Source organism: Streptomyces sp. NRRL F-525 (assembly GCF_000716605.1).
GTDB lineage: Bacteria > Actinomycetota > Actinomycetes > Streptomycetales > Streptomycetaceae > Streptomyces.
In genome coordinates this window covers 1-22,427 of sequence record NZ_JNXE01000063.1, presented here as the reverse complement: position 1 = coordinate 22,427, position 22,427 = coordinate 1, and the positions used below count along the sequence as shown (strand labels likewise).

Below are 22,427 nucleotides of genomic sequence, written 5' to 3'. Positions count from 1 at the left end.
ACCGTGGCGGGCGGGGATCACCTGCTGCCGCGATGTGGCCGAGCGCCGCCCAGCTCCCGCCGACCGGCCGCCATCGTGGCCAAGGAGCGTGACGATCACGGCACCCCGGCGACCGGGGCCGAGCACCCCCGCCGACTGTCCACAGGGTGCCTGACCTGCGGAAATCACCCGTCCGGAGTATGAGATGAGCTGCGCGAAACACCCTAGATATGGTTCAATAGACATGTCGGGAGGGGAGGGCAACCCTCGACCGGCGCCCCGGTCGCCGCTCGGTGACCGGCCTTCACGAGACAAGGACCCACCCCATGAGCGACGCCACCGTGACCGCCGACGGCATCACGTGGATTGACCGCCAGTACCCCATTCCCGCCATGCTCCCCGCCCCCGGCGGCCTGACCGGCGCCCAGGAGCTCGCCCGGATGCAGCTCACCGCCATCGCCGGATGGGGGCACGAGGTCACCGAAGAGGCGTACATCGAGGAGACCGCCCAGAGCGCCGAGGGTCTCCTGATCTGGTCGAAGGGGGCGCGCGCCCTCCGCACCGAGTGCACGGTCGACGGCCACAGGGCCGTCATCCGCTACGACAGCGAGATCTACTCGCCCGACTGCTACACGGTCACCGTCGACGGCGAGCCCCAGGAAGTCCCCTCGCTGTACGGCCGCACGAGCGCCGAGCGCGTACGCCTGCTCGCCCTCACGGTCCACCGCGCCATCAACTGACCCGACCCCCGGCGGGGGCGGAGGGCAACCCGCCCCCGCCGCCGGACCCCGAACATCCTTCACGAACCAGGAGACACCGCACGTGAGCACCACCACCCGCAAGACCACCAAGGCCGCCCGCACCACCAAGGCACCGGCCGTCACGGTGTGGCCGACGCTGCCCGTCGCCGACCTCATGGCCAACGCCGCCGCCCCCTCCCTCAGCGCCGAGGACCCGCTCACCGAGGCGGTCACGGCGAAGGGCGTCACCGAGCCCCTCTACATCGCGACCCTGGGAGACGGCACGTACCGGGTGGTCGACGGCCTGCGCCGCCTCGCCGCCGCCCACGCCGCAGGCCTGGAGACCGTACCGGTCACCTACCGGCCCGTGATCCGGGTGGACGCACTGACCAAGCACCCCCACAACGTCCGCCGCGACCTGCGGATGACCAAGGAGTTCCGCGCCTCGATCCGTGAGAACGGCGTGCGCACGGCCGTCCTCGTACGCCGCAACGGCGCCGCCCTCGAAGTCGTCGACGGCCACCGCCGACTCCTCGGCGCGATCGCCGAGGGACTGACCCACATCCCCTACACCTACGACGAGGTGACCGACGCGGACGCCTACGTCGACATGGTCACCACCGCCGTACACCGCGAAAGCCTGACCGACGTCGAGCAGGCCAGCGCCCTTTTCCAGGCCTCCGAACTCGGCGCCAGCCCCCGGCAGCTCGCGGCCGCAGCCGGACGCACCCAGAAGGACGTGAAACTCTTCCTCAAGGTGGGCGGGTCCAAGAAGGCGAAGGCCGCCGCCGCCTCGAACCTCACCCTCGCCGACGTCGCACGTCTCGTCGACCTCGAAGCGGCCGCCCCGGATCTCGCCGAACAGGTCGAGGCCGCCATGGCGAAGAACCCCGGAGGGTCCCACGCCTGGCGGATCACCGACGCCCTGAACACCGTCGAGCGCCGCCAGGAGGCCGCCGCCCACCGCGCCCAACTGGAGAAGGAGGGCGCCCAGTTCCGCACCACGGGGGAACTCTCCGACCGGGCCACGCCCGTCCACCAGATCAAGGGCATGACCTACAACAAGGGCGAGCACGCCACCTGCAAGGGCGACGTATGGGTGCTGGAGACCCCCGACAGCTACGACTACACCCGCTACTGCACGAATGCCGTCCTGCACGGCCACGAGCTCAAGGGCGAGGCCACGAAGATCACCACCGGAGAGCGCAAGCGGATCATTGCCGGGAACAGCCACTGGGACGCCTCCGTGACCGTCCGTCAGGAATGGCTCGCGGAATTCCTCGGCCGCAAGAGCCACCCCCGCGCAACGGCAGACATCATGCTGCGTATCGCCACCGAAGCCGCACTCGGCGCCGACAGCGTCGTACAGGCCAGGCAGTCCCACCCCCGCCGCGACAAGATCCTCGGCCAGCTCCTCGGTATGACTGAGCAACAGGCCAACTGCGCGAGCATCACCAAGCGGGGCGCCAACGTCCGCCGCGCCCCCGCTCTCCTGTTCGCCGCCGTTGCCGCCTGCTACGAAGTCCACGCGCCCCGCTCCGCATGGCGCACCGACGGCGACCACGCACGCGCCGGAGTCCGCCGGGACACCACCCGCTACCTGACCTGGCTCCAGGAACTCGGCTACCAGCCCACCCCCATCGAAACCGCCGTCATCACCGGCACCGCCTACGACCCCGCCGACCCCGACGCCCAGGCCGCCAACGCCGGAGACACCACCGGCACGCTCACCGAGTAGCAGGACCCCAGCCGCAGGTGGGGCGACCAAACCCCGCCCCACCTGCGCAAACACCACCCGGCCGGAGTAACAGAAACCCCACCGGCACCACCCTAGATATGGTTCAATAGATATGTCGAGAGGGGAGGGCAACCCCCTCTCGGTGCGGGCAGCCGGGTCAGCCGGCCGACCCGGCACGCCTTCACGACCAGACACGGAGACACCTCATGCCGACGTTCACCGCAGGCCAGTGCGTATCGCGCGACACCCGGGACGGTGTCGACACCATCCGGGTCACCAGCGTGACCGGCAGCAGCCTCAGCTACGTGTGCACCGACGGGCACGGCGACATCATCTTCGCGTCCATTTTCCGCACCCTCGACGAGATGACCGCCGACCTGCGCCCCGCCACCGCCGAGGAGGCCGCCGCGTTCGAGGCGCGCTACCGGCGCGCCCCCGAGAACTGGAACTGACCACCGGCCAACGGCCCACACCGGGCCGGGCGGAGGAGGGCAACCCTCCGCCCGGCCCCGGGACACCCCACCCTTCACGAGACCTGGAGACACACCACCGTGCACGCCACCACCCGCACCGCCCAGCCCGGACCGGCCGCCGCAATCGAGCTGTTCGACCTCGTCGTCAGCGGCGCACTGCGGGCCGTCACCGCCAACGCGGACGGCTCATGGACGATCACCCCCGTTGTCGGCCGCCCACTGCTTCTCACCGGCCCCGCCGAGGTCTACGCCTACGTCGACCAGGCCCACGGCACCGGCCCGGCCGCACTCGCCCCCGTCCGTCCCGCCCTCCCGGCCATGCCCGCCGACACCGCCGAGCCGGAGCCCGCAGGGTGCGGATGCGTCCCCGCCGCCCCCGCCCTCCCCACCGGGGCCGCCGCCGACCTCATGCAGGCCCGCGCGATCAGCGCCGCACTCGGCGACCTCGGCGTGAGCCCCGCGCGCCGGTCGGCCGCCTACGACGAGACCGCCCAGGCCGCCGCCGTCCGCGTGGCCAGCGCCCACGGCGTCTACGCCCTCCACATCCCCCCGGTCGGCCGCCCATTCAGCGTGTGGCGCAACGGGGACCGTGACGGATCGCTCGGCGCCCGGCGCGTGCCCGGCAACAGGGACTCCTACCTCGCGACCCTCTACGCCGCCTACCTGCGCGAGCGCGGCGAACTGTAACCCCGCCGCACACCAGCACCGGCCCGGCGAGGGCGGAGGGCAACCCGCCCCCGCCGGGCCCCACCTCACGAGACCGAGGACACCACCCATGTTCATGACCACGGCCGCCGCCATCCGGTTCACCCCGCTCGACATCATCCGCACCGCCGCCGTCGTCATCCGGGCACGCGGCTACTACCAGCCCCTTTCCCGTCAGTGGGAACAGGCCGTGCCGACCGTGCTGGACGTCGAGCACATCCTGTACGGGCGCGGGCCCGTCCTCAACGGCGACGGCGCCCTGATGGCCCGCGCCGCCAGCGGCCTCCCCGCCGCACTGCCCGCCGCCGTACTGGAGTGGGCCCGCACCGGCACCGCCGAACAGGGCACCTACCGCGCCAATCTCGCCCGCGTCGCCCGCGCAGCCGAGGCGACTGCCCGCGATCTCCCCTTGCTGTGCTATGCCCCTGAGGTCTGGCAGCGCGAGCAGGCCCGCCAGGCCAGGAAGACCCAGGCCGCCGCCGATGCCGTTCTCTCCCGCCACCAGGGCGAGAAGGGCGAACGGCTGGTGCGCACGGTCGAGGTTGCCGTCATCGTCGACCAGCGGCCCCGCACCTACGGCTACCACGTGCAGGAACGCCGCCTGATCAAGCTGCGGGACGCGGAGGGGAACATCTACATCTGGGAAGCCAGGGTCAAAGACGTGACGACGCTCCCCCAGCAGGGCGCCCGTATCGAGATCCGGGGCAAGGTCAAGCAGCACGACACGTACCGCAACGCCACGCACGGCGACACCGCGCAGACCTACCTGAGCAACTGCCGTTGGAAGCAAGCGAGTTGATGCCTTCCCTCTGGGGGCCGGTACTACCGGCCCCCAGAGGGACACGCCGCCCGCGTCTCCGCGAAAATCACCCTATATATGGTTCAATAGACATGTCGGAAGGGGAGGGCAACCCCCGACCGGCGCCGGTCGCCGCGTGGCGACCGGACTTCACGAGACAAGGACACACCCATGCGCACGCACGTGCCCGCGCCGGTCACCGCAGCCCCCGCCGACGCCTCGAACCTGAAGCCCGGAACCCTCGTCCAGGTCCTCCCCGCCGCCCGCTGGAAGCGAGTCCCCGCCCGCACGGCGATCGTCACGGGCACGATCGGCAGCGGCAGGCCCGGACTGTTCGCCCTGCTCTGGTTCTGGACGCTCGGCCAGCCCGAGTTCACCCAGACCCTGTTCACGGTGACCCCGGACGAGGTGGTGGTGCCCCTGCACACCACGCTCGCCACCCTCCCGCAGGCCAGCTACCGCGTCCTCGCGGCCCGCCACGCCGCCGCCCGAGGACAGGCCGCCCGCCTGCTCGCCCCGCTCGCCGAGCCGATCGCCCGCGCAGCCCACTGACCCACCCCGGCCCGGCGAGGGCGGAGGGCAACCCGCCCCCGCCGGGCCCCCACTTCACGAGAACCGGAGAACCGCCCCACCATGAGCACGATCCCCCAGGTCAGCTACCGCATCGGTGCCCCCGACCACGAGTGCCGCTACCCGGTCTACGTCCACGCCGGAGGCCCCGAGCGCCTCGCCGGGACGATCTACCGGTTCCACCGCGTCTGGTACGCCCAGCCGGTCGGCCTCGACGTCGAGATCCGGATCGCGGACGCGTCCAAGGGCGACCGCACCCCGCTGTCCCTCGCCGCCGCCCAGTACCTCGCCGACGAGGTCAAGGCGGGCCGGATCATCCCGCAGGCGCCGGTCGAGGACTCCACCGCCGCGCCGACCCTCCTCATGGGTCCCGCCCCGCTGCTCCACCCACGCCTCAAGATCAACGAAACCAACGTGGCGTCCGCGCACCGGGCCTGGAAGGGCGTCAACCTCCACCTGTGGCGCCCGTTGGGCGGGTACCCCGGCGCTGACAACCCGTGGGCCCTTCAGTGCCTGGTCCCCGGGTGCGAATGGTGGGGGCCCCGCTACTGGTCCCACCTGCGCGGACGCAACGGGAACCCGCCCAGCACCCACCGGCACGACCGCACGGACGGGAAGCCCGGAACCGGATGCGCGGGTGACGCGGCCGTCCGCGCCCTGATCCCCGCCTACCACCGCTAGCCCGAGGAAGCCGCCGGGCCCGGTCACACGTCGGGCCCGGTAGGTGGCCCCGCCGGACAGCGTTTATACGACCGGTGTGGGCGGCGGCCGCTAAAGGACACCCCTCCGGGGCGGCGCCACCCAGCCCGGCGCGCTAACCACCGGTGCGCGGCCCGGCCGCAGGCGGCCGAACCACACACCGGCGGGCGCCGGGCGCTTGGGTGGCGCCAAGTGCCTAAGTACACGGCCGGGCACAACACCCGGCCCGGAAACGGCCGGCGCGGCCCCGGCCGCACCCCGGCCGACCCGATCACCCACCAGACCCCGCGCCACCGGGCGCGAGAGCGGCGGAGGGCAACCCGCCGCACCACCTTCACGAGGAGCAACTCCCCATGTCACAGAACGAGTTCAACGCCAACGAGTGGAACGAGCGCGCCATCCCCACCGTTCCGGGCCAGCGCCGCCCCGAGCCGGCCGAGGAGTGGAACCCCGACGCCGCCCGCCGCCTGCCGCGCCAGCCCGGCCCCGGCGACACCGACCACTGACCCCACCGCACACCACCCCGGCCCGGCGAGGGCGGAGGGCAACCCGCCCCCGCCGGGCCCCACTTCACGAGAACCGGAGACCACAGACCATGAACACCGCCCCCGTCACCGAGGCCGACCTGATCGAGGCCGTCCGCATCCAGCTGTGCACCTGGGCCACCAGCAACACCGGCGTCGCGATCCCCGAGACCGTCGCGACCACCGCCGAACTGCGCGACCTCGTACGCCACTTCGTCGAGACAGCCGAGGAGGAATGGGCCGAGTTCGACGACGACGACACCCACCGTGGACTCGCGCACCTGATCAACGCCGAGGCCGAGGTCACATGGGCCGCCCACGGCCGAGGAGACCGCCACATCCTCGCCGCCCTCATCTCCCTCGTCCTCGCCGCCCCCGCCCTGTCCTAGCCCGCGCACCCACGCCCGGACCGGCCGGCGAGGCCGGTCCGGGCCCCACCCCGGAAGACCCATGAGCATCTACTACCTGCCGCCCACCTGCGGCGCCTACGCGTCCAGCGCCTACGACGCCGGATGCCGCATCAGCCCCGGCCACTGCCACCAGCCCGCCACCCGCCGCGTGATCGCCTACGCCCTCAACAGCCCCGAACTGTTCGCCACCCACACCGAAGAGACCTGCGACGCGCACGCCCAGGACCTCGCCGGTCACTGGCACCGTCACGGCGTCCGCCGACCCGGCAAACGCCACCTGTGGCGGGTCGTCGCCCAGATCACCGAGTACCAGCGTTCCCACGTCGGCACCTACCCCACCCAGCTACTCGCCCCGCTGCCCGAGATGCCCCACGCCTACGAACTGCGGCGCGACCGCCCCGGCCGCCCGAGCTTCCAGGCCTCCCCCGTTGTCCTTTACGACGACGACCACGGCCGTATCGACATCGAGCCGTCCGACCGGTCCGGCTTCGGCAAGGAACGCCGCAACATGATCGTCTCCCTGGCCGGCGCCTACGGCTGCCAGGCCTCCGCCGGATTCACCGTCGGCGGAGTGCTCCGCCACCGCCTCAACCTCCAGGTTTTCGGCGCCCGCGCCAACATCACGGCGTTCGCCTCCGCCCTCGCCTGGACGATGAACGCCGCCGAGTCCGCGTGCACGAACGCCGCGCGCGGCTACACGTCCTGGCTCCGGCAGCGGCCCGACGGCGACCACGACCCGGCATGGCGCCCCAGCCTCCGCCGTGCCTGGAAACGGCACTTCCTGACCTCATGGGTGAACCGGTGGTGTGCGCGGATGTACGCCGCCGAGCGCGGCGAGCCGGGACCGATGCTGGCCGGCGCCCCCCGAGCCGACGCCGACACCTACCCCGCCCACCAGGCCGCCGACCGCAGCGCGGACGAGCGATGGAGGGACCTGCGCCTGTGCCACCAGGACCGCGTGCGCTACGCCAGCGCGGCCGCCGTTCTGCAGGCCGAGGACGACACGACGCTCGGACGCGAACCCACCATCCCGGCCGTCCCGATGCCGCCCGACCCCGGGGGCACGCTCACCGCGCCCGGCGTCACCCAGCCCCCTCACAGCACCGGCCCGGCCGCCTACGGCCACCGCGCCCGCCACCTGCGGCCCCTCGCCGCCGACCGGCACGAACAGCAACTGAGCCTGTGGCCCAACCCCACCACCGTGCTGCCCGTCCCCGCGATCCCCCCACGGCCCGAACCCCCGCGAGGCCGACCGCTCCTCGAAGTCCTCACCGATATGGTTCAATAGACGCATTCGGTGGGGAGGGCAACCCCTACCGTCCCGGGCGCGTTTTCCCGCCCGATCCTTCACGAGACCCATGGAGACAACATGACGTCCTGGCCGCCTTTCCCGCAGCCCATCGGGCCCCTGCGGGCCGTCAACCCCCGCACCGGCCGCACCGCGACGCCCGGTGACCTCGTCCGGCACCTCACCTGCGGCCCCGGCACCGTGACCGGCGCGGCATGGGACGGACTGGTCGGAATGGCCGTGCCCGTCGTGCACCTCGACGGCACCCCCCACGCTCACCCGTACGTGTGGGACGTGATCGAGTTCCGGACCCCCTGAAACAGGCTTGGCCGCCGTCCTCACAGGACGGCGGCCAAGCCGCACGCTCATGGCACCCGGCGGACAAGTGGGCAACCGCCGCCGGGGCCGTGTCTGTTCCTTCACGAGAAAGAGACGCTCCCATGGTAGACCCCCAGCACCCCCCGGCCGGCACCCGCGACCCGCAGCCGTACGACTTCGTACGGCTGCACCCCGGCAACCGGCTCGGCATCGCCCCCGAGGTCCTGCTGACCGTCGCCGACGTCGTCGACAACGCGCCCGGAGTCCTCGAAGTCCACCACCAGACCGACCACCCCGATTACATGGACTGGGCCGGCGCCGTCACCGCCGACGACATCGCCACCGTTGTACGGATCACCGGCGCCACGGCCCACAGCTGGAGCCCCCGACCATGACCGTGCAGGAGATATCCGCGATGACCACCAACGACGGCCGCTCCACCCCGCCCAAGGGGTGGCTCACGCGCCACCAGCTCGCCGCCGCACACGGCATCAGCGGGGAGACGCTCAGCCGTCTCTGGCGAGCCCGCGCGACCAACTCGCACCCCGAGCCGGTCCGCTACGGCGGCATCATGCACTGGCACGGCCCCACCTGGGCCAGCTGGTACGACGAGCTCCAGAAGCAACAGGCCGCCGCCGCCCCGCCGTTGCCCGTCACGGACGACGACGGTGACCCGGACGAACTGATCGGCCCGCAGGTGTTCCGGCGGATGCTCGGCCACAACGACAACTCATGGGTCAGCAAGGCCGCCGTCAACCCGCCGCCCGGATTCCCGGAGCCGGACACCTGGGGCGACCCCGTCAACCGCAAACGGCCCAAGTGGCGCCGTCGCCGCGCGCGCGAATACGCGCTCACCCGGCATACCCAGCCGCGTTCCCACGGGCCGCGTGCCCACGGCCGCCGCGCCGGCAGCCGCAACAACCCCCCCTATCTCTACGCCGGCGACCCCCGGCTAGCCCTCGCCCGCCAGATCCTCGCCGAGCACCCCGACGAGCGCACCGCCCGGCACATCGAGCGACTGCACGAACTCTCGCCGGATCCGGCCTCCACCAGCACCTGGACCAAGATCCTCAAGACCGCCCGCGAACACCCCACGGAGAGCTGACGTGCCCTCAACCGCTCGCTGCCCGCGCTGCACCGCCTCCTACGACCCGGCCACCGCGGCGACGTCGCGCGTCACCCTCGCGCGGACCATCCCCATCTGTTCGCCCTGCGGTTCCGCGGAAGCCCTGCGCGACGAGCAGGGCAACGCCCCCATCCCGCACGGGGAATGGCCGGTCACCCAAGTCTGATGATCCGTCAAGTCAACGCCGTACCAGGCGAAAACACCTGATCTGGTGCATCAGCTGACCCGCGTACCCCAAAAAACTCGCAGCGACACACGCAATGGTGTGACACACACTCTTGGTCAAGGTCTATGATCGCGATCATGGCAGTAAAGGGACGTCAGCAACGCGGCCGGAGCGGCGAGTTCCGCGCTGACCGCGTCGTACGCGCCAACGTGCCCTTCCATCCCGGCGACGAGCTGCGGGCGAAGTTCGAGCGCGCCGTCACGGGGATGGGAGTTTCCGGCAACGAGGTCCTCCGCGAGGCGTTCCGGCGGATGGAACTCGACGAGGACGGCCGCCCGGCGGGGTGGCCCGCACAAGAAGTGATAGCGGAGGCCAGCTGAGGCAAAAAAGAAGGCCCCCGAGACGGGGGCGGCTGACAAAGACCGGCACATGAAGATCGTTTGAGATACCTCACCGCGGCCTAGGAAACCCCGAGGTACCTCACCCAGTAGGGAGCCTGCGAAAGCTCCCTGCGCGAATCCCCGCCAGACGGTTGCGAGCCGTCGGGCCGGTCTTCTGTTGCCTCACATAGGTGGAGAGGCGCTCCCATAGTAGCAAGAGGCAGCGCCGACGGCACAGGCATGCCTCCAAACGGTGTGTCTGCACAGCGACTTGTCGACGCTGTCGGCGCCACACAACAGAAAGTTTTGTCCAGCTTCCTCCGGGCTCTGTCACCGGGGCGGGTCGTGCGTGCGGCCGTCCGGGACGGCGCGGGCGGGTGGGGTAACGCCTACCCGGACACGGTGAAGCTGGAGGAGGCCGACACGGTCCGGCCGGTCGCCATGTACGTGGCGTGCCGTCGGCGCCGGTGGGCCGGCGAGTACCGGTACGTCCTCGTGCCGTTCGACCTCGACGCGTCGCGCGGCCGCGACCAGGTACAGGCCGACGCACAGGCCCTGGCCCAGATGCTCGCGGCGCACGGCATCGCGTCCGTGCCCGTCCGGTCGGGCCCGTCCGGCGGTGTGCACCTGTGGACCGCCTGCCCGGCGGGACTCGCGCCCGACGTCGCGCGCGCCCTCGGCCAGCTCGCCGCGCGCCTGTACCCGAGCGTCGACCCCACCCCGCTGCAGAACCCCGTCTCCGGGGCCCTGCGCCCGCCCGGCGCCGCCCACCGCAGCGGCCACGGACACGCCGAACTCGACGGCCTCGACGTGAGAACCGCCGTAGCCGTCCTGCGCAAGGGCAGCCCAGCAGGCGCGTTCTGGCGCCTGCTCCGGACACTGGAAGCCCTGACGGCCGCCCCCGCCCTGCTCGGCGGCCACACGGTCACCCGCTCCCGCAACAGCGGCCAGCACGTCCCGCCCTCGATCGCCCGGCGCGGCCCCGTCATCCGCGACGTCGAGCACGACGACGCCGGACACGTCCGCCTGCGCCTGCCCTGGCGCCCGCTCGGCGCCCGCGCGCTGGAGACCCTCCGCCGCCGTCCCGACGACGCCCCCGGCGCCCACCAGGCCGCCGTTCACCACGTCCTCGTACGCTGCGCCCTGGCCGGGTGGACGTACGCCCAGACCCGCACGCTCGTCGAGGACGCCACCGCAGCCCCGGCCCTGGAATGGCTGCGCACCACCAGCACAGCCGGAAGCCGCAGCCGACTCCCCGAGGTCGAGGCCGAGCGCCGCCTGACGCGCCGATGGTGGCTCGCCGTACAGGAAGCGGCCCGCCTGCCCGCGCGTTACCGCGACAGGCCCCGCGCCGAGGAGATGACCGAGGGCGCCGCCGCCGCCGCCGACCTGCTCGCGCGGATCGAGGCCGCCGGCACCGCCCCCTGGCGCCGCCCCAGCGGGCCCGCGGATCTCGCCGTCCTGCGCTCCCTCGCCTACCTCATGGCCGTCTCGGGATCAGCCGAAGTCAGCGCCAACGTCCGGCGACTCGCCGTCCTTTCCGGCCGAAGCAAGGCCACCGCCGCACTGTCCCTCGGCCGACTGGAAGCCGACGGATGGACCACCACCACACAGACCGCAGTCCCCGGCGCCTGCAGAGCGCGCCGCATCACGACCGCCACCGGGCACACCTGCCCCGACGACCCGCACCACATCTGCGCCGTCCACCACATCGCTGCAGGTCAGAGAAGTGCAGCGGGGTCGGACAGAAGTGACAACGCCGCCCCCCATGGGGGGCATGGGGTCACCCGGCTTGAGCTTCTGATTGTTCATCAGCAATCGGGGGTCTGGCACGAGTTCGGCCACCACGCGGGCCGGACCCTGGAAGCCCTTCAGCAGGGCGTTCGTGGATCACAGCTGTCCCAGGCCACCGGCTACACCCCCGAGACGCTCACGAGGCATCTGGACGCCCTCACGGCCGTAGGTCTGCTGGTTCCCGGTACCCACCGGCGCACGGACCGCACGCTGTACGAGGCGGCCGCCCAGCTGGGACAAGCGGGCCGGCCCGCCGAACTCGCAGTGAGCGCACGGGTCGACGAGGAACGTCACCGGTGGTGGCTGGCCGAGCAGGAATGGTGCGCCGCCCCCCGCGGAGCCAAGCCCCGCCAGGCCGACCGCCCCCACCCCCGTCAGACCGTCCTGCCCGGCATGGACCCCTACGAGCGCCGCTACCCCCGCCATCCCCACCACAGCACCCACCGCACAGGCACAGGCCTGGCCGACCACGCCACCGCATGGGAGATCGAGGCCCAGCGCATCGGCGCCGCCGCACTCCTCGCCGAAGCATGCGAGATCGAGCGCCACGGAGGCCTGGTCGACCCCGCCCTCCTCGGCCGCCAACATGACCCCTCCCAGAGCCTCCCCGAGCCCGAACAGGCCGCCGCATGAACCCCCCTGACACAGCGTCATGCGTTACCGCAACACGTAACCGTCACGCGTTACCGCAACACGTGACGCATACCTATCGTCACTCGTTACCGTAACGCGTGACGATAGACGTTATTGACGGTTAGTCTAACAACGAGTTTGGTTTAGTTTCGTTATCACTAACGAAACTAAACCAAACTAAACTCTGGAGATGATCATGCCGACGGGTACGCGGCGACGCTGCGCTGAGTGCACCAAGCAGTTGTCCACGAAGGCGGGGCCCCGCGCCCGGTACTGCTCGCAGGCCTGCCGCCAGCGCGCCTACCGCGCGGCGAACGGCCTCTACAGCCAGGCGGCGGGTATCCGGCGGACCTCACGGTGCGAGCAGTGCGGAACCCGGTTCGAGTGGATCCAGTCCAGGGACGGCGAGGGCCGCATGTACTGCGGGAGCGCCTGCAAGCAGAAGGCCTACCGAACCCGGCGCACGGAACACGACCGTTGGTCCCAGGAGTGGAGGGAACAGGAGCGAAGGGAACGGGAGGAGCGCCAGCGCCGTCAGGAGCAGGAGCGGCGAGACGAGGAGGAACGCCGGCGCGGCCAAGAACAGGCCCGCGATCGGTCCGGCAGGAGAAACAGCCACCACCGGATCTACACGGTGGAGGAGGCCCGCCGGATCCTCTACAAGCACGCGCAGATGACCGACGACCAGGCGGTGCCCATCCCCAAGAGCGTCTATCGCACCGCACTGCGCCTCACCCACCCCGACCACAACCCGGGCACCGGTGCCGAGGCGTTCAAGGAAGTGCACGAGGCAGGTGCATTCCTCAAACGGCACGGTCTGCTGCACGGGATCGTCTAGGCGGTACTCGGAGATCATCCGTTCCGGTGGACTGGCAGCAGGTCGCACCGTCGCAGCGCCGGACGACGGGCACCCTGGACGAGTGCGCCGCCTCTTCCTGTCCGTCCTGTCCCTGGCCGCCGTTCTCCTGACCGGCGGGTGCGTCACGGTCGAGGCGCCCGGACACCGACCGCCCGCTCGCGTGGCCCCTGCCGGAGACCGTCTCCCCCGTCCCGTCGAAACCCACCCGGTCCAGGCCTCCCCCATCGAGGCACTGGTGACCACCGGGTCCGGCCGCCACAGCCACAAGCCGGCGGCCCGCCACCACCACACCGCGCAACGCCCTCTACCGAGGGCCACGGCGCAACGGCCGGATTCCCCGAGGCCCCGCGCGCGTACAGTTCCGCGACCTGCCCAGCCGACGTCTGCGCCCCGCCACCGGTCGACGCCCCGGACCGCCGCACCACAACACCCAAGGCCCCGCTCGCACCCGCGGCCGCGGACCGGGACGTCGTACGACATGCGGACGGTGTGCAGCTGGTCGCCGCAGGCCCCGGTGACTCCGGAGATCAGTGCCCTGTGCCGCCAGACGTACGGCGGCTGACGGCCTACCGGTTGTCAGTGGCCCGTACGACACTGGACACATGGCGAGACACCCGCGGGTTGCGTGCCCGGTGTGCGAGGACACCGTGGCCGGCGTGCCCACCAGAACGATCGGCGTGCTCAGCGTGCACGACCACAAACGCACCCCCCGTGCCCTGGTCCTGTGCCCCGGCTCGATGGCACACGTCCCGGCAGCCGACGCGATTGCCGTACAGCAGGAACTGCCCGAGGACGCGCCCGGCGGGGCCACAGTCGAGACGCCCACCTTGTTCTAAAAGGAGCCGGGGGGTTAGCGGCGCAACCCGCGCCGACCCGTGCCGAGGTGACCTCTCACGCCCCTTGCTCCCGGCTTCGCCGTGACTGCGTCAGGAGACGGGTACGGGTGGGACTTCCAGATGCGCCCCGCTGCTCCCCGATCCTTGAATACGCCACTTTCCGCCGCCGATCGGTACGGACCGTTTCAGCATCTGCGGGGCAACATCACGAGGCCAACGTGTCCGCTCCGACCAGATAACGTCGGTCAGGTTCGCGCCGGTCAGGTTCGCGCCGCGCAGGTCCGCGCCGGTCAGGTCTGCGGCAGGCAGATGCGCGTCGGTCAGGACCGCGCCGCGCAGGTTCGCGTCGGTCAGGTTCGCGCTGGCCAGGTCCGCGCGGGGCAGGTCCGCGCCGATCAGGTTCGCGCGGGTCAGGTCCGCGCCGATCAGGTTCGCGCCGTGCAGGTCCGCGCGGGTCAGGTTCGCGTCGGTCAGGTTCGCGCGGGCCAGGTCCGCGCCGCGCAGGTCCGCGAGGGGCAGGTTCGCGCCGATCAGCTTCGCGCGGGTCAGGATCGCGCCGCGCAGGTTCGCGCCGTGCAGGTCCGCGCGGGTCAGGTTCGCGTCGGTCAGGTTCGCGCGGGCCAGGATCGCGCCGCGCAGGTCCGCGCCGATCAGCTTCGCGCGGGTCAGGATCGCGCCGCGCAGGTCCGCGCGGGTCAGGATCGCGCCGCGCAGGATCGCGTCGGTCAGGTCCGCGCCGCGCAGGTTCGCGCCGCGCAGGTCCGCGCCGTGCAGGTCCGCGCGGGTCAGGTCCGCGCCGAAATGATCTTGGCCTTCCCTGAAAGCCTGCCGGGCTCCAGCAGCAAGAAGGACACGACTCCACCAGCCGGAGGCGCGAATACGCAGCCACGGTCGGGGCGGGCGGGCGGCCAGTACAAGGTGGCCGAGGAGCGTGTCAGGGCGCGTCTTCACGGACCTCCCCTTCCCCAACGGCAGGCGGTGGCGGGGCTGCGATGGGGCGCGCCTCTACAGGTACGGCGGTCCTGGAGGAACTGCCGGGGGAGATCTCGACACCGGAGAGGAGGCCGCGGATCGTGGCGGGGGCACCAACGCCGAAGATGAAGGCGGGCCAGGGGCCGCTGATCTGGTCATGTGCGGCTGCGGCTACCACGGCTCCCAGTACGGCCAGGGCGGTCAGGACGAACAGCCGCGGCCCCAACTCCTTCTTCTTCCTCCCGCGCCATGGCCAGGAGTACCCGGCCGATACGACGCCCGTGATGAAGGACAACACCGAGGCCGCACCGCCGCCGGCGAGGCCCCACGCTGCTGCCTGCCACCACGTCATGGACCGACGATATCCGCCAAGACCAAGGCTGGGGACGGATGTTGGGAAAAGGAGCATCCTGCCGCAAAGGTCGCAGCGTCTGCGGAAGCCGGAGCCTAGGCGCCGCCAGGACTGGGCCTCCGAGCCTGCCGCCGCATGGCCACGGTCGGGTTCTCCGCCCACGGCACCCGCTCGTCGAGGTAGCGCGCCAGCGCCTTGGACCCGGGCACATACCGGCACTGCGCCTCGATGATGTGCCGGGGTGTGCCGATCCGCTGGAGGTGGCGGACGTGCCCGCGCCGCATGCTGTGTCCGCTGTATCGGCGCCACGACTTGCGCAACAGCCGCCGCCGGCGCCGCCGTTCGGCGGCGAAGGCCTCGCGTTCCTCGGCAGTCAGCCCGGCCCGGGTGCAGGCGGCGTTCTGTTCCTCGGCCGTCAGGCCGGCGGCCCTCGCGGCCTCCCGGGCGGCCTTCACGCGTTCATCGGCCAGAGCCGCCAGGTCGGCCGCCTCGGCGGCCGTCGACAGCAACTTCCGTTCGTCGGGATCGAGTTCGCGGACCAGCCCGGCGGCTGCCGCGGTTCGGTGGATCAGGTTGCGGATCGTCCGCTCTCCGATCCCGCCCGCCCTCGCGGGATCCCGCGGAGGCCGTCCCGCCGTCGTGATCTTGTTGTTCTTCACCCGCCGCAAAAGCGGCCCCACCGCGACCTCGGCCGCCGTCAGCACTGCCCGCCAGTCCCGCCAGGCCGCCACGGGACACGTCTCGTCGTCCTGCGCGACGATCCGAACCCGGTCCTTGGTACGGCCGTGCGCGTTGGTCTTGCTGCGGCGCACGGTGACGACGAGCGCGGGCAGCTGGAGGAGCTCGCCGGTCTCCTTGTCGACGACCTCGGCGACCTCCTCGACGACGTCGTACACGGCGAGGGCGCCCGGTTCGCAGGAGCGTCCGGCCATGTACCAGTCGAGCGTGAGGGCGCAGGCGTCCCGCTTGCCGACGATGGACGTGCGGTCGAGGGTCGCGAGCATCGCGGCCAGGTCCTCGCGGGTGCACTCGGGAGCCTGCAGAGCATCGCCGGCGCCCTCCGGGTCGGCCGCGAGTTCGGAGGCCCGATGGTTGACGATCGCGGAGATATAGGAACGGTCCTCGGCGTCGAGCGGGTGGCCGCTCAGCGCCAGGCCGTGCGCGAGGGTGCCCGCGTACGTCTCCAGCGTCTCCGGCTGATGGCCCCGGTCGGCGAGGTAGGCCACGTAGTCCGGCACGGTGCCCGGGTCGGTTGCGATCCGTCCGTGCTCCCGGCACCACGCGGTGAACAGCCCGGAGCGGGACTCCCGCCCGCGCCGGGTGTTGTACGGGGTGGCCAGCCGCACCCGCCGTGCGGCGGACGCGGAGAGCGTGCGGCCCGAGGGCGTGGCCACCCGGACCACACGCTGTGGGCCGGACGATTCCCCGTCCGCGACCACCCCCATGGTCACCGAGGTGATGGCGGTGTCCGTCATGTCTCAGCTCCCGTACGTGACGAGCAGGATGAAGCCGACGCCGAAGACGGCGAACACCAGCAGGCAGCCGAGCAGCTGCCGGGCCTGCGCGTTCGCGCGCCGGGCCTCATGCCGGGCCAGGCCGCGCGCCACCCCGCGGGCGATCTCTTCCTCATTCACGCGCCGCCCCCGTCGCTCCGGGCACGGTCGTGCTCCGCGACCAGGGCCGCCGCCCGCTCGTTGGCTTCCTCCAGCCGGACACGCCGCACGATGGCCCGGGCCATGCTGGGGACGTCGACCCCCAAAGTGTCGCCGGGCATGTGGGCCTCGATGACCCGCTGGACCGCCTTCACCAATCGGTCCGGTGTCTGTTGTGCCTTTGTCATCCGCCGTCGGCCCTCCCGCTCCGGCGCCTCTGACGCCCGCTCACATCCTGTGCCTGCACCCTACCCTGCGTGTTTACCGACTTGTGCACAGTATCGGTAAACATGTCGTACACCCACCGCTGACAATCCGTGGGAGGGAAATTTAACGGTGTCACAGATATGTGAATGGTGTACCTTAGGCGCATGACGCACGCCGAGGTCTTCAGCTACCCACTCTGTGGAGGAGTGTGGGAAATGGTGGCCTCGGGGCGGTCGCTCCACCATCAACCGACTAAGACCAAGACGGAGACCAATCCCATGACCACATTCCCCGGCGCGGCCGCCGAGCCGCTCCGGGGGCCCGGTACCGCGCACGGCGGCATCCGTGCGCGGTACCGGGACGGCCGGCGCGGCGCATGGCGGCAACCGTGCGTTACCGGCCCCTTCACCCGGAGGGCCCATTTCATGCTTCAGCCCACTCGCACCAAGGTCGGCCCCCGCGGCCGGGTGACGGTTCCCGTCGCCGTACAGCGGGCCGTCGGCCTCACCGAGGGGGATGAGGTGATCATCCGGGCCGTGAGCCCGGGCGTCGTCGTCGTGGAGACGCCGCAGGCGATCAAGGACCGCATCCGCGCCGGTATCCCGGCGACCGCGGAGACGGAGAACTTCGACGCCGTGGCGGACATCCGCGCCCTACGCGACACCGAGAACGACCGGATCGATCACCTCAGCCCCCCGCAAGAGCCTTTGGATCAGCCCGCTTCGGGGGCTGGTCCACCTCTATAAGTTCGGACCGCTGAGGAGCACCAACGTGAAATCCCAACCCCCTGCCGTCCTTGACTCCAGCGCCCTGGTGGCCTGGGTCTTCCGAGAGAAGGGAGCCGACGTCGTCGACGGGCTGCTGTCGGAGGCCGTCACGACGGCCGCCAACCTCACCGAGGTGACGTACGTCTGCCTCCAGCGCGGGTACACCCGCCCGCCGCAGGAGCTGCACCAGGACCTCGCGGCCCTGGGGCTCTCGGTCGAGCCCGCCACCGCCGACGAGGCGGTACGGGCCGGGCAGCTCATCTACGAGTCCCGCCGGGACCGGCAGCAGTACGACGGCCGGACGCTGGCCCTGGGCGATGCCCTGTGCATCGCCCTCGCCGAGCGGCTGAGCCGCCCGCTGGTCACCGGTGACACCCTCTGGAAGGACATGGAGGACAAGTTCACGGTCCCGGTGCACCTCTTCCGGTAACCGACCGACCGCGAAGCCCGGCCGCCGCACGGTGTCCGGGCTTCGCGGCGTCCATGAGACCGCGCTGACCGGCGTGCCGCGACCCGTTGGTCACGGGCAGATAACACAAGGGGTTACCTGCGGTAACTGGGTTGTCAATAGACGATCTTGTGGGAGCGTTTTTCAAGTCGCCCCGCGAGCTGGGCCCTGCTCTTTCAGGAGAGCTGGGTCCTTTTTGCTGTCTCAGGGCCCGACTCCCCGCCGAAGGGGTGCAGGGCCCCCCGCACTCGCGGGCGGGTCGTAGTGGGGGCCCGCCTGCGGGATGTCGAGTCGCGACAGGCGGGCCCGCGAGCCAGAAGGCCCAGAATGACCGTACCCATTGACGTGCCGGCCGCGCTGATCGTCCTCGTGTCATGCGCCGTGGCGTATGTCGTGCACCGTCACACCCGCGAGACCTCCACCACCGTTCCGAAGACCGGCGACCTCGGCATTGCCATCGGAGCAGGCCTTGCGGCCCTCACCGCGCTCAGCTTCCTGTTCGGCATTTCCGCCGACCGGGACAACGGCCACCCAAGTCAGCTCCCCGCCGTCAGCGTGACGGGGCCCCCGGCCTCGGGAACGGGGGAAGCCACCGGCCCCTGAGACGAGCAGGCCTCGCTGTACGCGGTTTCGGAAGACAAGCCGAGCGCCATCATGAGTCAAGAATCCCTGACGAGTAAACAATCGTCAGGGATTGATGACACTATGACGGCATGTCAACGAATCCGACTCCGGAGAGCCCCGACCTTCCGGACGGCATGCGCTTGCTCAGCCACGAGGAGATGCGCGCCGTCGGCGACGCCGTGCGCGCGAGCGCCCGCCGGACCGGCGTCCGCGGCCACCTCGCCGACGAGATCGCCTACGACGCGCTCGCGGCCGCAGGGGTGTTCAACCAGCCCCCCGAGCCCAGCCCCGACGAGTGCACCGCGCTGTATCTGCCCTACGACGCTCAGGAGTTCGGTGCGGACGGCCTGCTCGGCGTGTGGCAGCAGTGCGGCGGCGAGCCTGGCCATGACGGCGACGAGCACGACAACGGCGAAGTCATCTGGCACGACGGTAGGCCCGGCGCCGTGCCCGCCCGCCCGGTCGCGGCGGCTTGACCATGGGCTTTCAACTAGAGGACACGCCCGACAGTGCCCGGCACGTGGGCCGTCTGCTCGGCCGCCTCCCGGACGGCACCATCCCCACGGAACGGATCGGGGCGGCGCTGTATGAACGGGAGTTCAACGACGCCGCCATGGAGCCCGGCGGCACCTGGAGCGGAACCGAGCCGCCCGACGTCCAGCCCGCCTACCTGGTGCCCAGTTGCCGGTGTGGGTGGCGCGGGCCCGAAATGCCCTACGACCCGCACGCCGGAGTATGGTCCGGCGGCCGCTACCACAACGGCCAGGACCTCGACGCCCACCGGGTGTGGAAGGCACATGCGACGGCCGCCCTGGTCCCCGCTGTCCCCGAGGGCCACCGCGAGCGGCTCGCCAGGTTCGCCGACCCGCTCGGCGAACTCGCCGACGAGCGCCCCCGCGCCGCTCTGACCCTGGCCCGGCAGCTGCGCGAACTCGCCGACCACCTCGAACCCCTGGCCGTCGCCGAAGCCCTCGCGCACGGCGTGCCCTGGGAAACCATCGGCGCCGACCTCGGCCAGACCAAGCAGGCCGCCCACGGCCGTTACCAGCAGCGGCCGTCCGCCGACCTCGAAGACCGCGTGCAGGCCCTCACCGGCGGCAGCGTTACTACGCTTCTCGACGCCGCGCGCAACCGCCGCCCCGGCACCCCTCCCCCCGAACACCGATGGACCGGCACCGCGGCCCGCATCCTCGACCGCCAGGTCCCGTCTGACGACCAGTCGTAACCCCCGCCCCCACCAGCACGCCCCAGGGCCCGCACCAGACCGGTGCGGGCCCCTTTTTCAAGTGAAACACCCCCAGTTAAGTTACGTCACCTGGTACGATACGAAACGAAACTAAACTAAGATGAGGACCCGCCGTGACCGAATCCGCGACCCCCACCGCCCCGACCTCCGGCGAGCCCAAGGCCGACCAGTGCCGGTTCGAAGGATGCACGCGCCCGAGAGTGCCCGCGCCGTCAGGAGGAGGGCGACGGTCGACCTACTGCGACAACCCGGACCACAACAAAACGGAGGCCTGGAAGGCCCGGCAGGAGGCCAAGAAAAGGGAGGCGGCCGCCTCCGGCGAAACAGTCCCCGACGACCTCGGCCGCCCCGTCGCCATGTCCGAGCTGCACGCCCGCGATCTACTCCCTGCGGTGAAGCAGCTCGGCGAGCAATTCGTCACGAGGCTCACGCAACTGACGGAGCATCTGGAGACCCTCGGCGATCCAGGAGCGGCCGCCGTCCAGATCGACAACGTGCAGACCGAGGCAGCCGCACAGGTCGCCGCCGCCGAGTCCGCCCGTTCCCGGGCCGAGCGACAGGCCACCGAGGCTATCGAGGACCGCGACGAGGCCGACGCCGCCGCCGAGGACGCCACGGCCCGTGCAACGACCGCGGAGGGCACTTCCGTGGTTCTGCTGGCAACCGCCCGCGCCGCCCTCGCACGCGAGCAGGAGACAGTGCGCCGGGCCGCCGCCGAGGTCGCCACCGCCGAGACCATGCGGGCCGTCGCCGTCGAGGAGAAGAACACAGCACAGACCGCCGCCCAGAAAGCCGAGGAAACTCGCGCCCAGGCCGTCAAGGACGCGGCGACAGCGCGGGAGGACCGCGACACGGCCCGCGGTGAAGCCGCCGCAGAGGAACGGCTACGGAAGACCGCCGAGGCCACCGCCCAAAAACTGAACACGGAGAACGAGGCACTACGGGAGTCCGCCACTCAGGCCCGGCGGGAGGCCGCGGAATCCCGGAGCAAACTCGGACGGGCAGAGGGCGATCTGACACAGGCGAACCGCGAACGACGTGAAGCTGTAGAGGCACGGGAAAAGGCACAAAAGCAGGCCCTCGAACTCCGCGAGCAGGCCACCCAGCTCCGCGAGGCCATCGCCGCCGCCAACCGCGAGCACGCCCTCAAGCTCAGCCACGCCCAGCAGAGCATCGAGGAGGCACACGCCCTGGCCGTCAGCCACCGGGACCGGGCGGACACGATCGCCGGCGAGCGTGACCGCCTCCAGGCTCACGTCAGGCGCTTGGAGAACATGCTGGACATCGAGCGCGGCCGGACCGAGAACCTGAGCACGCGCGTTGAACAGCTACTGCGTGAGCGGCTCGGTCAGATCACCGGCGTCTCGCCCGCAGCGGTCATCGAGGCACCGACGCCGAAGCCGGCACCCGAGACCACCTTGGCGGCAGCCGAAGCTGAGCTGACCGAGGCCCTGAAAACGTTCGTCCAATTCGGTGGTGCAGGACTGTCGAGGGATGCGGGACGACTCTTGGATCGACTGGCAATGGCGATCCTGCGCAACGAGGAAAGCAAGCTCCCCGAGCTGCGTGCCGGCGTTGCCGCACTGAACACCGAACGCATGAAGCTCCCGGACACTGACGAGGGGCACCGTCTGCGCACTGCGCTCGACGCATACCGGACCGCGTACACCGAAGCAGAGGACCGTCAGGAGACCATCGGGAGCGACGAGTGATCAGGAACCTAGCCGCTGGACTCTAGAAAGCCGGTAGGCGTTTTCTGGATACCTTCACTGGAACAGTTCCGCCGTCGGCCGTTGACCTTCACGAGGTCCACCTCATGAAGTCGCCGAACGGCGATTGAAGCAACAGGCGCGTCCTGGAGAACCCTATAGACTCTGACAACTCCGAGATCTGCCGAGCCGCTTGCTCTTCCTGTCGCGCGAGGTAAGTTCCCTGAAACAGTGAACTGCACGCAACGGGTTTCCTTGCCGTCACGAATCGTTCGTTCGAACCTCGTATGAGCGCTTGATCGTTTGGCAATTTGGTGATCGTCACGCTCCTTGGCCACGATGGCGGCCGGTCGGCGGGAGCTGGGCGGCGCTCGGCCACATCGCGGCAGCAGGTGATCCCCGCCCGCCACGGT

General features: G+C 71.1%; 29 protein-coding genes. 24 read left to right on the top strand and 5 right to left on the bottom strand.

Features of this window, described 5'->3' with window-relative positions; translation table 11 throughout:
* Nucleotides 1-305 precede the first annotated feature (305 nt).
* The 18 genes from OO69_RS51745 (at nt 306) to OO69_RS46335 (ending at nt 14,037) form a co-directional block, all read left to right on the top strand.
* A complete protein-coding gene (locus tag OO69_RS51745; RefSeq protein WP_033287069.1) occupies nt 306-719 on the top strand; it encodes a hypothetical protein in 414 nt (137 codons plus the stop codon).
* A gap of 82 nt (nt 720-801) precedes the next feature.
* Complete coding sequence (locus OO69_RS46410; RefSeq protein ID WP_051801811.1) at nt 802-2,457, top strand: ParB N-terminal domain-containing protein; 1,656 nt, start codon at nt 802-804, stop codon at nt 2,455-2,457.
* A gap of 206 nt (nt 2,458-2,663) precedes the next feature.
* Entirely contained in the window at nt 2,664-2,909 is a 246-nt protein-coding gene (locus OO69_RS46405; protein ID WP_033287068.1) for a hypothetical protein, read from the top strand.
* Nucleotides 2,910-3,008: 99 nt separating this feature from the next.
* Complete coding sequence (locus tag OO69_RS53370) at nt 3,009-3,617, top strand: hypothetical protein (RefSeq protein WP_234444709.1); 609 nt, start codon at nt 3,009-3,011, stop codon at nt 3,615-3,617.
* Between the two features lie 88 nt (nt 3,618-3,705).
* A complete protein-coding gene (locus tag OO69_RS46395) occupies nt 3,706-4,434 on the top strand; it encodes an OB-fold nucleic acid binding domain-containing protein (RefSeq protein ID WP_033287067.1) in 729 nt (242 codons plus the stop codon).
* Nucleotides 4,435-4,605: 171 nt separating this feature from the next.
* Nucleotides 4,606-4,986, top strand: coding sequence for a DUF6409 family protein (locus OO69_RS46390; RefSeq protein ID WP_033287066.1), 381 nt, complete (start codon nt 4,606-4,608; stop codon nt 4,984-4,986).
* 81 nt (nt 4,987-5,067) lie between these two features.
* Nucleotides 5,068-5,685 (top strand): hypothetical protein, encoded by a 618-nt coding sequence (locus tag OO69_RS46385; RefSeq protein WP_051801809.1) that lies wholly within the window; start codon nt 5,068-5,070, stop codon nt 5,683-5,685.
* Nucleotides 5,686-6,056: 371 nt separating this feature from the next.
* Nucleotides 6,057-6,209, top strand: coding sequence for a hypothetical protein (locus OO69_RS52305; protein ID WP_158713525.1), 153 nt, complete (start codon nt 6,057-6,059; stop codon nt 6,207-6,209).
* An 89-nt stretch (nt 6,210-6,298) separates the two neighbouring features.
* Nucleotides 6,299-6,616: a hypothetical protein gene (locus OO69_RS46380; RefSeq protein WP_033287065.1), complete on the top strand. Its 318-nt coding sequence runs from the start codon at nt 6,299-6,301 to the stop codon at nt 6,614-6,616.
* Between the two features lie 61 nt (nt 6,617-6,677).
* Nucleotides 6,678-7,925, top strand: a complete 1,248-nt coding sequence (locus OO69_RS52300; protein ID WP_051801807.1) for a hypothetical protein — start codon at nt 6,678-6,680, stop codon at nt 7,923-7,925.
* Between the two features lie 81 nt (nt 7,926-8,006).
* Entirely contained in the window at nt 8,007-8,243 is a 237-nt protein-coding gene (locus OO69_RS46370; protein ID WP_033287064.1) for a hypothetical protein, read from the top strand.
* 122 nt (nt 8,244-8,365) lie between these two features.
* Nucleotides 8,366-8,638 (top strand): DUF6211 family protein, encoded by a 273-nt coding sequence (locus tag OO69_RS46365; RefSeq protein ID WP_033287063.1) that lies wholly within the window; start codon nt 8,366-8,368, stop codon nt 8,636-8,638.
* Nucleotides 8,635-9,348 carry a hypothetical protein gene (locus tag OO69_RS46360; protein WP_051801806.1) on the top strand — a complete coding sequence of 238 codons (714 nt, stop codon included), beginning with the start codon at nt 8,635-8,637 and terminating at the stop codon, nt 9,346-9,348. Before OO69_RS46365 ends, OO69_RS46360 begins: the two co-directional genes overlap by 4 nt.
* Nucleotide 9,349: 1 nt before the next feature.
* The gene (locus OO69_RS46355) at nt 9,350-9,535 is read left to right on the top strand and encodes a hypothetical protein (protein WP_033287062.1); all 186 of its coding nucleotides are present in this window, start codon (nt 9,350-9,352) and stop codon (nt 9,533-9,535) included.
* A gap of 137 nt (nt 9,536-9,672) precedes the next feature.
* Nucleotides 9,673-9,915 (top strand): hypothetical protein, encoded by a 243-nt coding sequence (locus OO69_RS46350; protein WP_158713524.1) that lies wholly within the window; start codon nt 9,673-9,675, stop codon nt 9,913-9,915.
* A gap of 345 nt (nt 9,916-10,260) precedes the next feature.
* Nucleotides 10,261-12,342 carry a hypothetical protein gene (locus OO69_RS46345; RefSeq protein ID WP_033287060.1) on the top strand — a complete coding sequence of 694 codons (2,082 nt, stop codon included), beginning with the start codon at nt 10,261-10,263 and terminating at the stop codon, nt 12,340-12,342.
* Nucleotides 12,343-12,532: 190 nt separating this feature from the next.
* On the top strand, nt 12,533-13,180 hold the full coding sequence (locus tag OO69_RS46340) for a hypothetical protein (RefSeq protein WP_033287059.1): 648 nt from the start codon (nt 12,533-12,535) through the stop codon (nt 13,178-13,180).
* A gap of 677 nt (nt 13,181-13,857) precedes the next feature.
* Nucleotides 13,858-14,037: a hypothetical protein gene (locus OO69_RS46335; RefSeq protein WP_158713523.1), complete on the top strand. Its 180-nt coding sequence runs from the start codon at nt 13,858-13,860 to the stop codon at nt 14,035-14,037.
* A 90-nt stretch (nt 14,038-14,127) separates the two neighbouring features.
* On the opposite strand, the gene OO69_RS49690 is transcribed toward OO69_RS46335, so the two are convergent.
* From OO69_RS49690 to OO69_RS46315, 5 genes are all read right to left on the bottom strand, one after another.
* Nucleotides 14,128-14,988, bottom strand: coding sequence for a pentapeptide repeat-containing protein (locus OO69_RS49690; protein WP_051801804.1), 861 nt, complete (start codon nt 14,986-14,988; stop codon nt 14,128-14,130).
* Entirely contained in the window at nt 14,972-15,361 is a 390-nt protein-coding gene (locus tag OO69_RS46325; RefSeq protein ID WP_033287057.1) for a hypothetical protein, read from the bottom strand. Before OO69_RS46325 ends, OO69_RS49690 begins: the two co-directional genes overlap by 17 nt.
* Nucleotides 15,362-15,456: 95 nt before the next feature.
* A complete protein-coding gene (locus OO69_RS46320) occupies nt 15,457-16,836 on the bottom strand; it encodes a hypothetical protein (RefSeq protein ID WP_033287056.1) in 1,380 nt (459 codons plus the stop codon).
* A 3-nt stretch (nt 16,837-16,839) separates the two neighbouring features.
* Nucleotides 16,840-16,995: a hypothetical protein gene (locus tag OO69_RS52765; protein ID WP_199811165.1), complete on the bottom strand. Its 156-nt coding sequence runs from the start codon at nt 16,993-16,995 to the stop codon at nt 16,840-16,842.
* Nucleotides 16,992-17,201: a hypothetical protein gene (locus OO69_RS46315; protein ID WP_033287055.1), complete on the bottom strand. Its 210-nt coding sequence runs from the start codon at nt 17,199-17,201 to the stop codon at nt 16,992-16,994. The genes OO69_RS52765 and OO69_RS46315 overlap by 4 nt, the downstream gene beginning before the upstream one ends.
* A 444-nt stretch (nt 17,202-17,645) precedes the next feature.
* On the opposite strand from OO69_RS46315, the gene OO69_RS52295 reads away from it, so the two are divergent.
* The 6 genes from OO69_RS52295 (at nt 17,646) to OO69_RS46285 (ending at nt 22,017) form a co-directional block, all read left to right on the top strand.
* Nucleotides 17,646-17,966: an AbrB/MazE/SpoVT family DNA-binding domain-containing protein gene (locus OO69_RS52295; RefSeq protein WP_158713522.1), complete on the top strand. Its 321-nt coding sequence runs from the start codon at nt 17,646-17,648 to the stop codon at nt 17,964-17,966.
* Nucleotides 17,967-17,991: 25 nt separating this feature from the next.
* Nucleotides 17,992-18,417, top strand: a complete 426-nt coding sequence (locus OO69_RS46305) for a PIN domain-containing protein (RefSeq protein ID WP_033287053.1) — start codon at nt 17,992-17,994, stop codon at nt 18,415-18,417.
* Between the two features lie 345 nt (nt 18,418-18,762).
* Nucleotides 18,763-19,038, top strand: coding sequence for a hypothetical protein (locus OO69_RS46300; RefSeq protein ID WP_033287052.1), 276 nt, complete (start codon nt 18,763-18,765; stop codon nt 19,036-19,038).
* Between the two features lie 110 nt (nt 19,039-19,148).
* Nucleotides 19,149-19,535, top strand: a complete 387-nt coding sequence (locus OO69_RS46295) for a hypothetical protein (RefSeq protein WP_158713521.1) — start codon at nt 19,149-19,151, stop codon at nt 19,533-19,535.
* A gap of 2 nt (nt 19,536-19,537) precedes the next feature.
* Nucleotides 19,538-20,284, top strand: coding sequence for a hypothetical protein (locus OO69_RS49685; protein ID WP_158713520.1), 747 nt, complete (start codon nt 19,538-19,540; stop codon nt 20,282-20,284).
* Between the two features lie 413 nt (nt 20,285-20,697).
* Complete coding sequence (locus OO69_RS46285) at nt 20,698-22,017, top strand: hypothetical protein (protein WP_158713519.1); 1,320 nt, start codon at nt 20,698-20,700, stop codon at nt 22,015-22,017.
* Nucleotides 22,018-22,427: the final 410 nt, after the last annotated feature.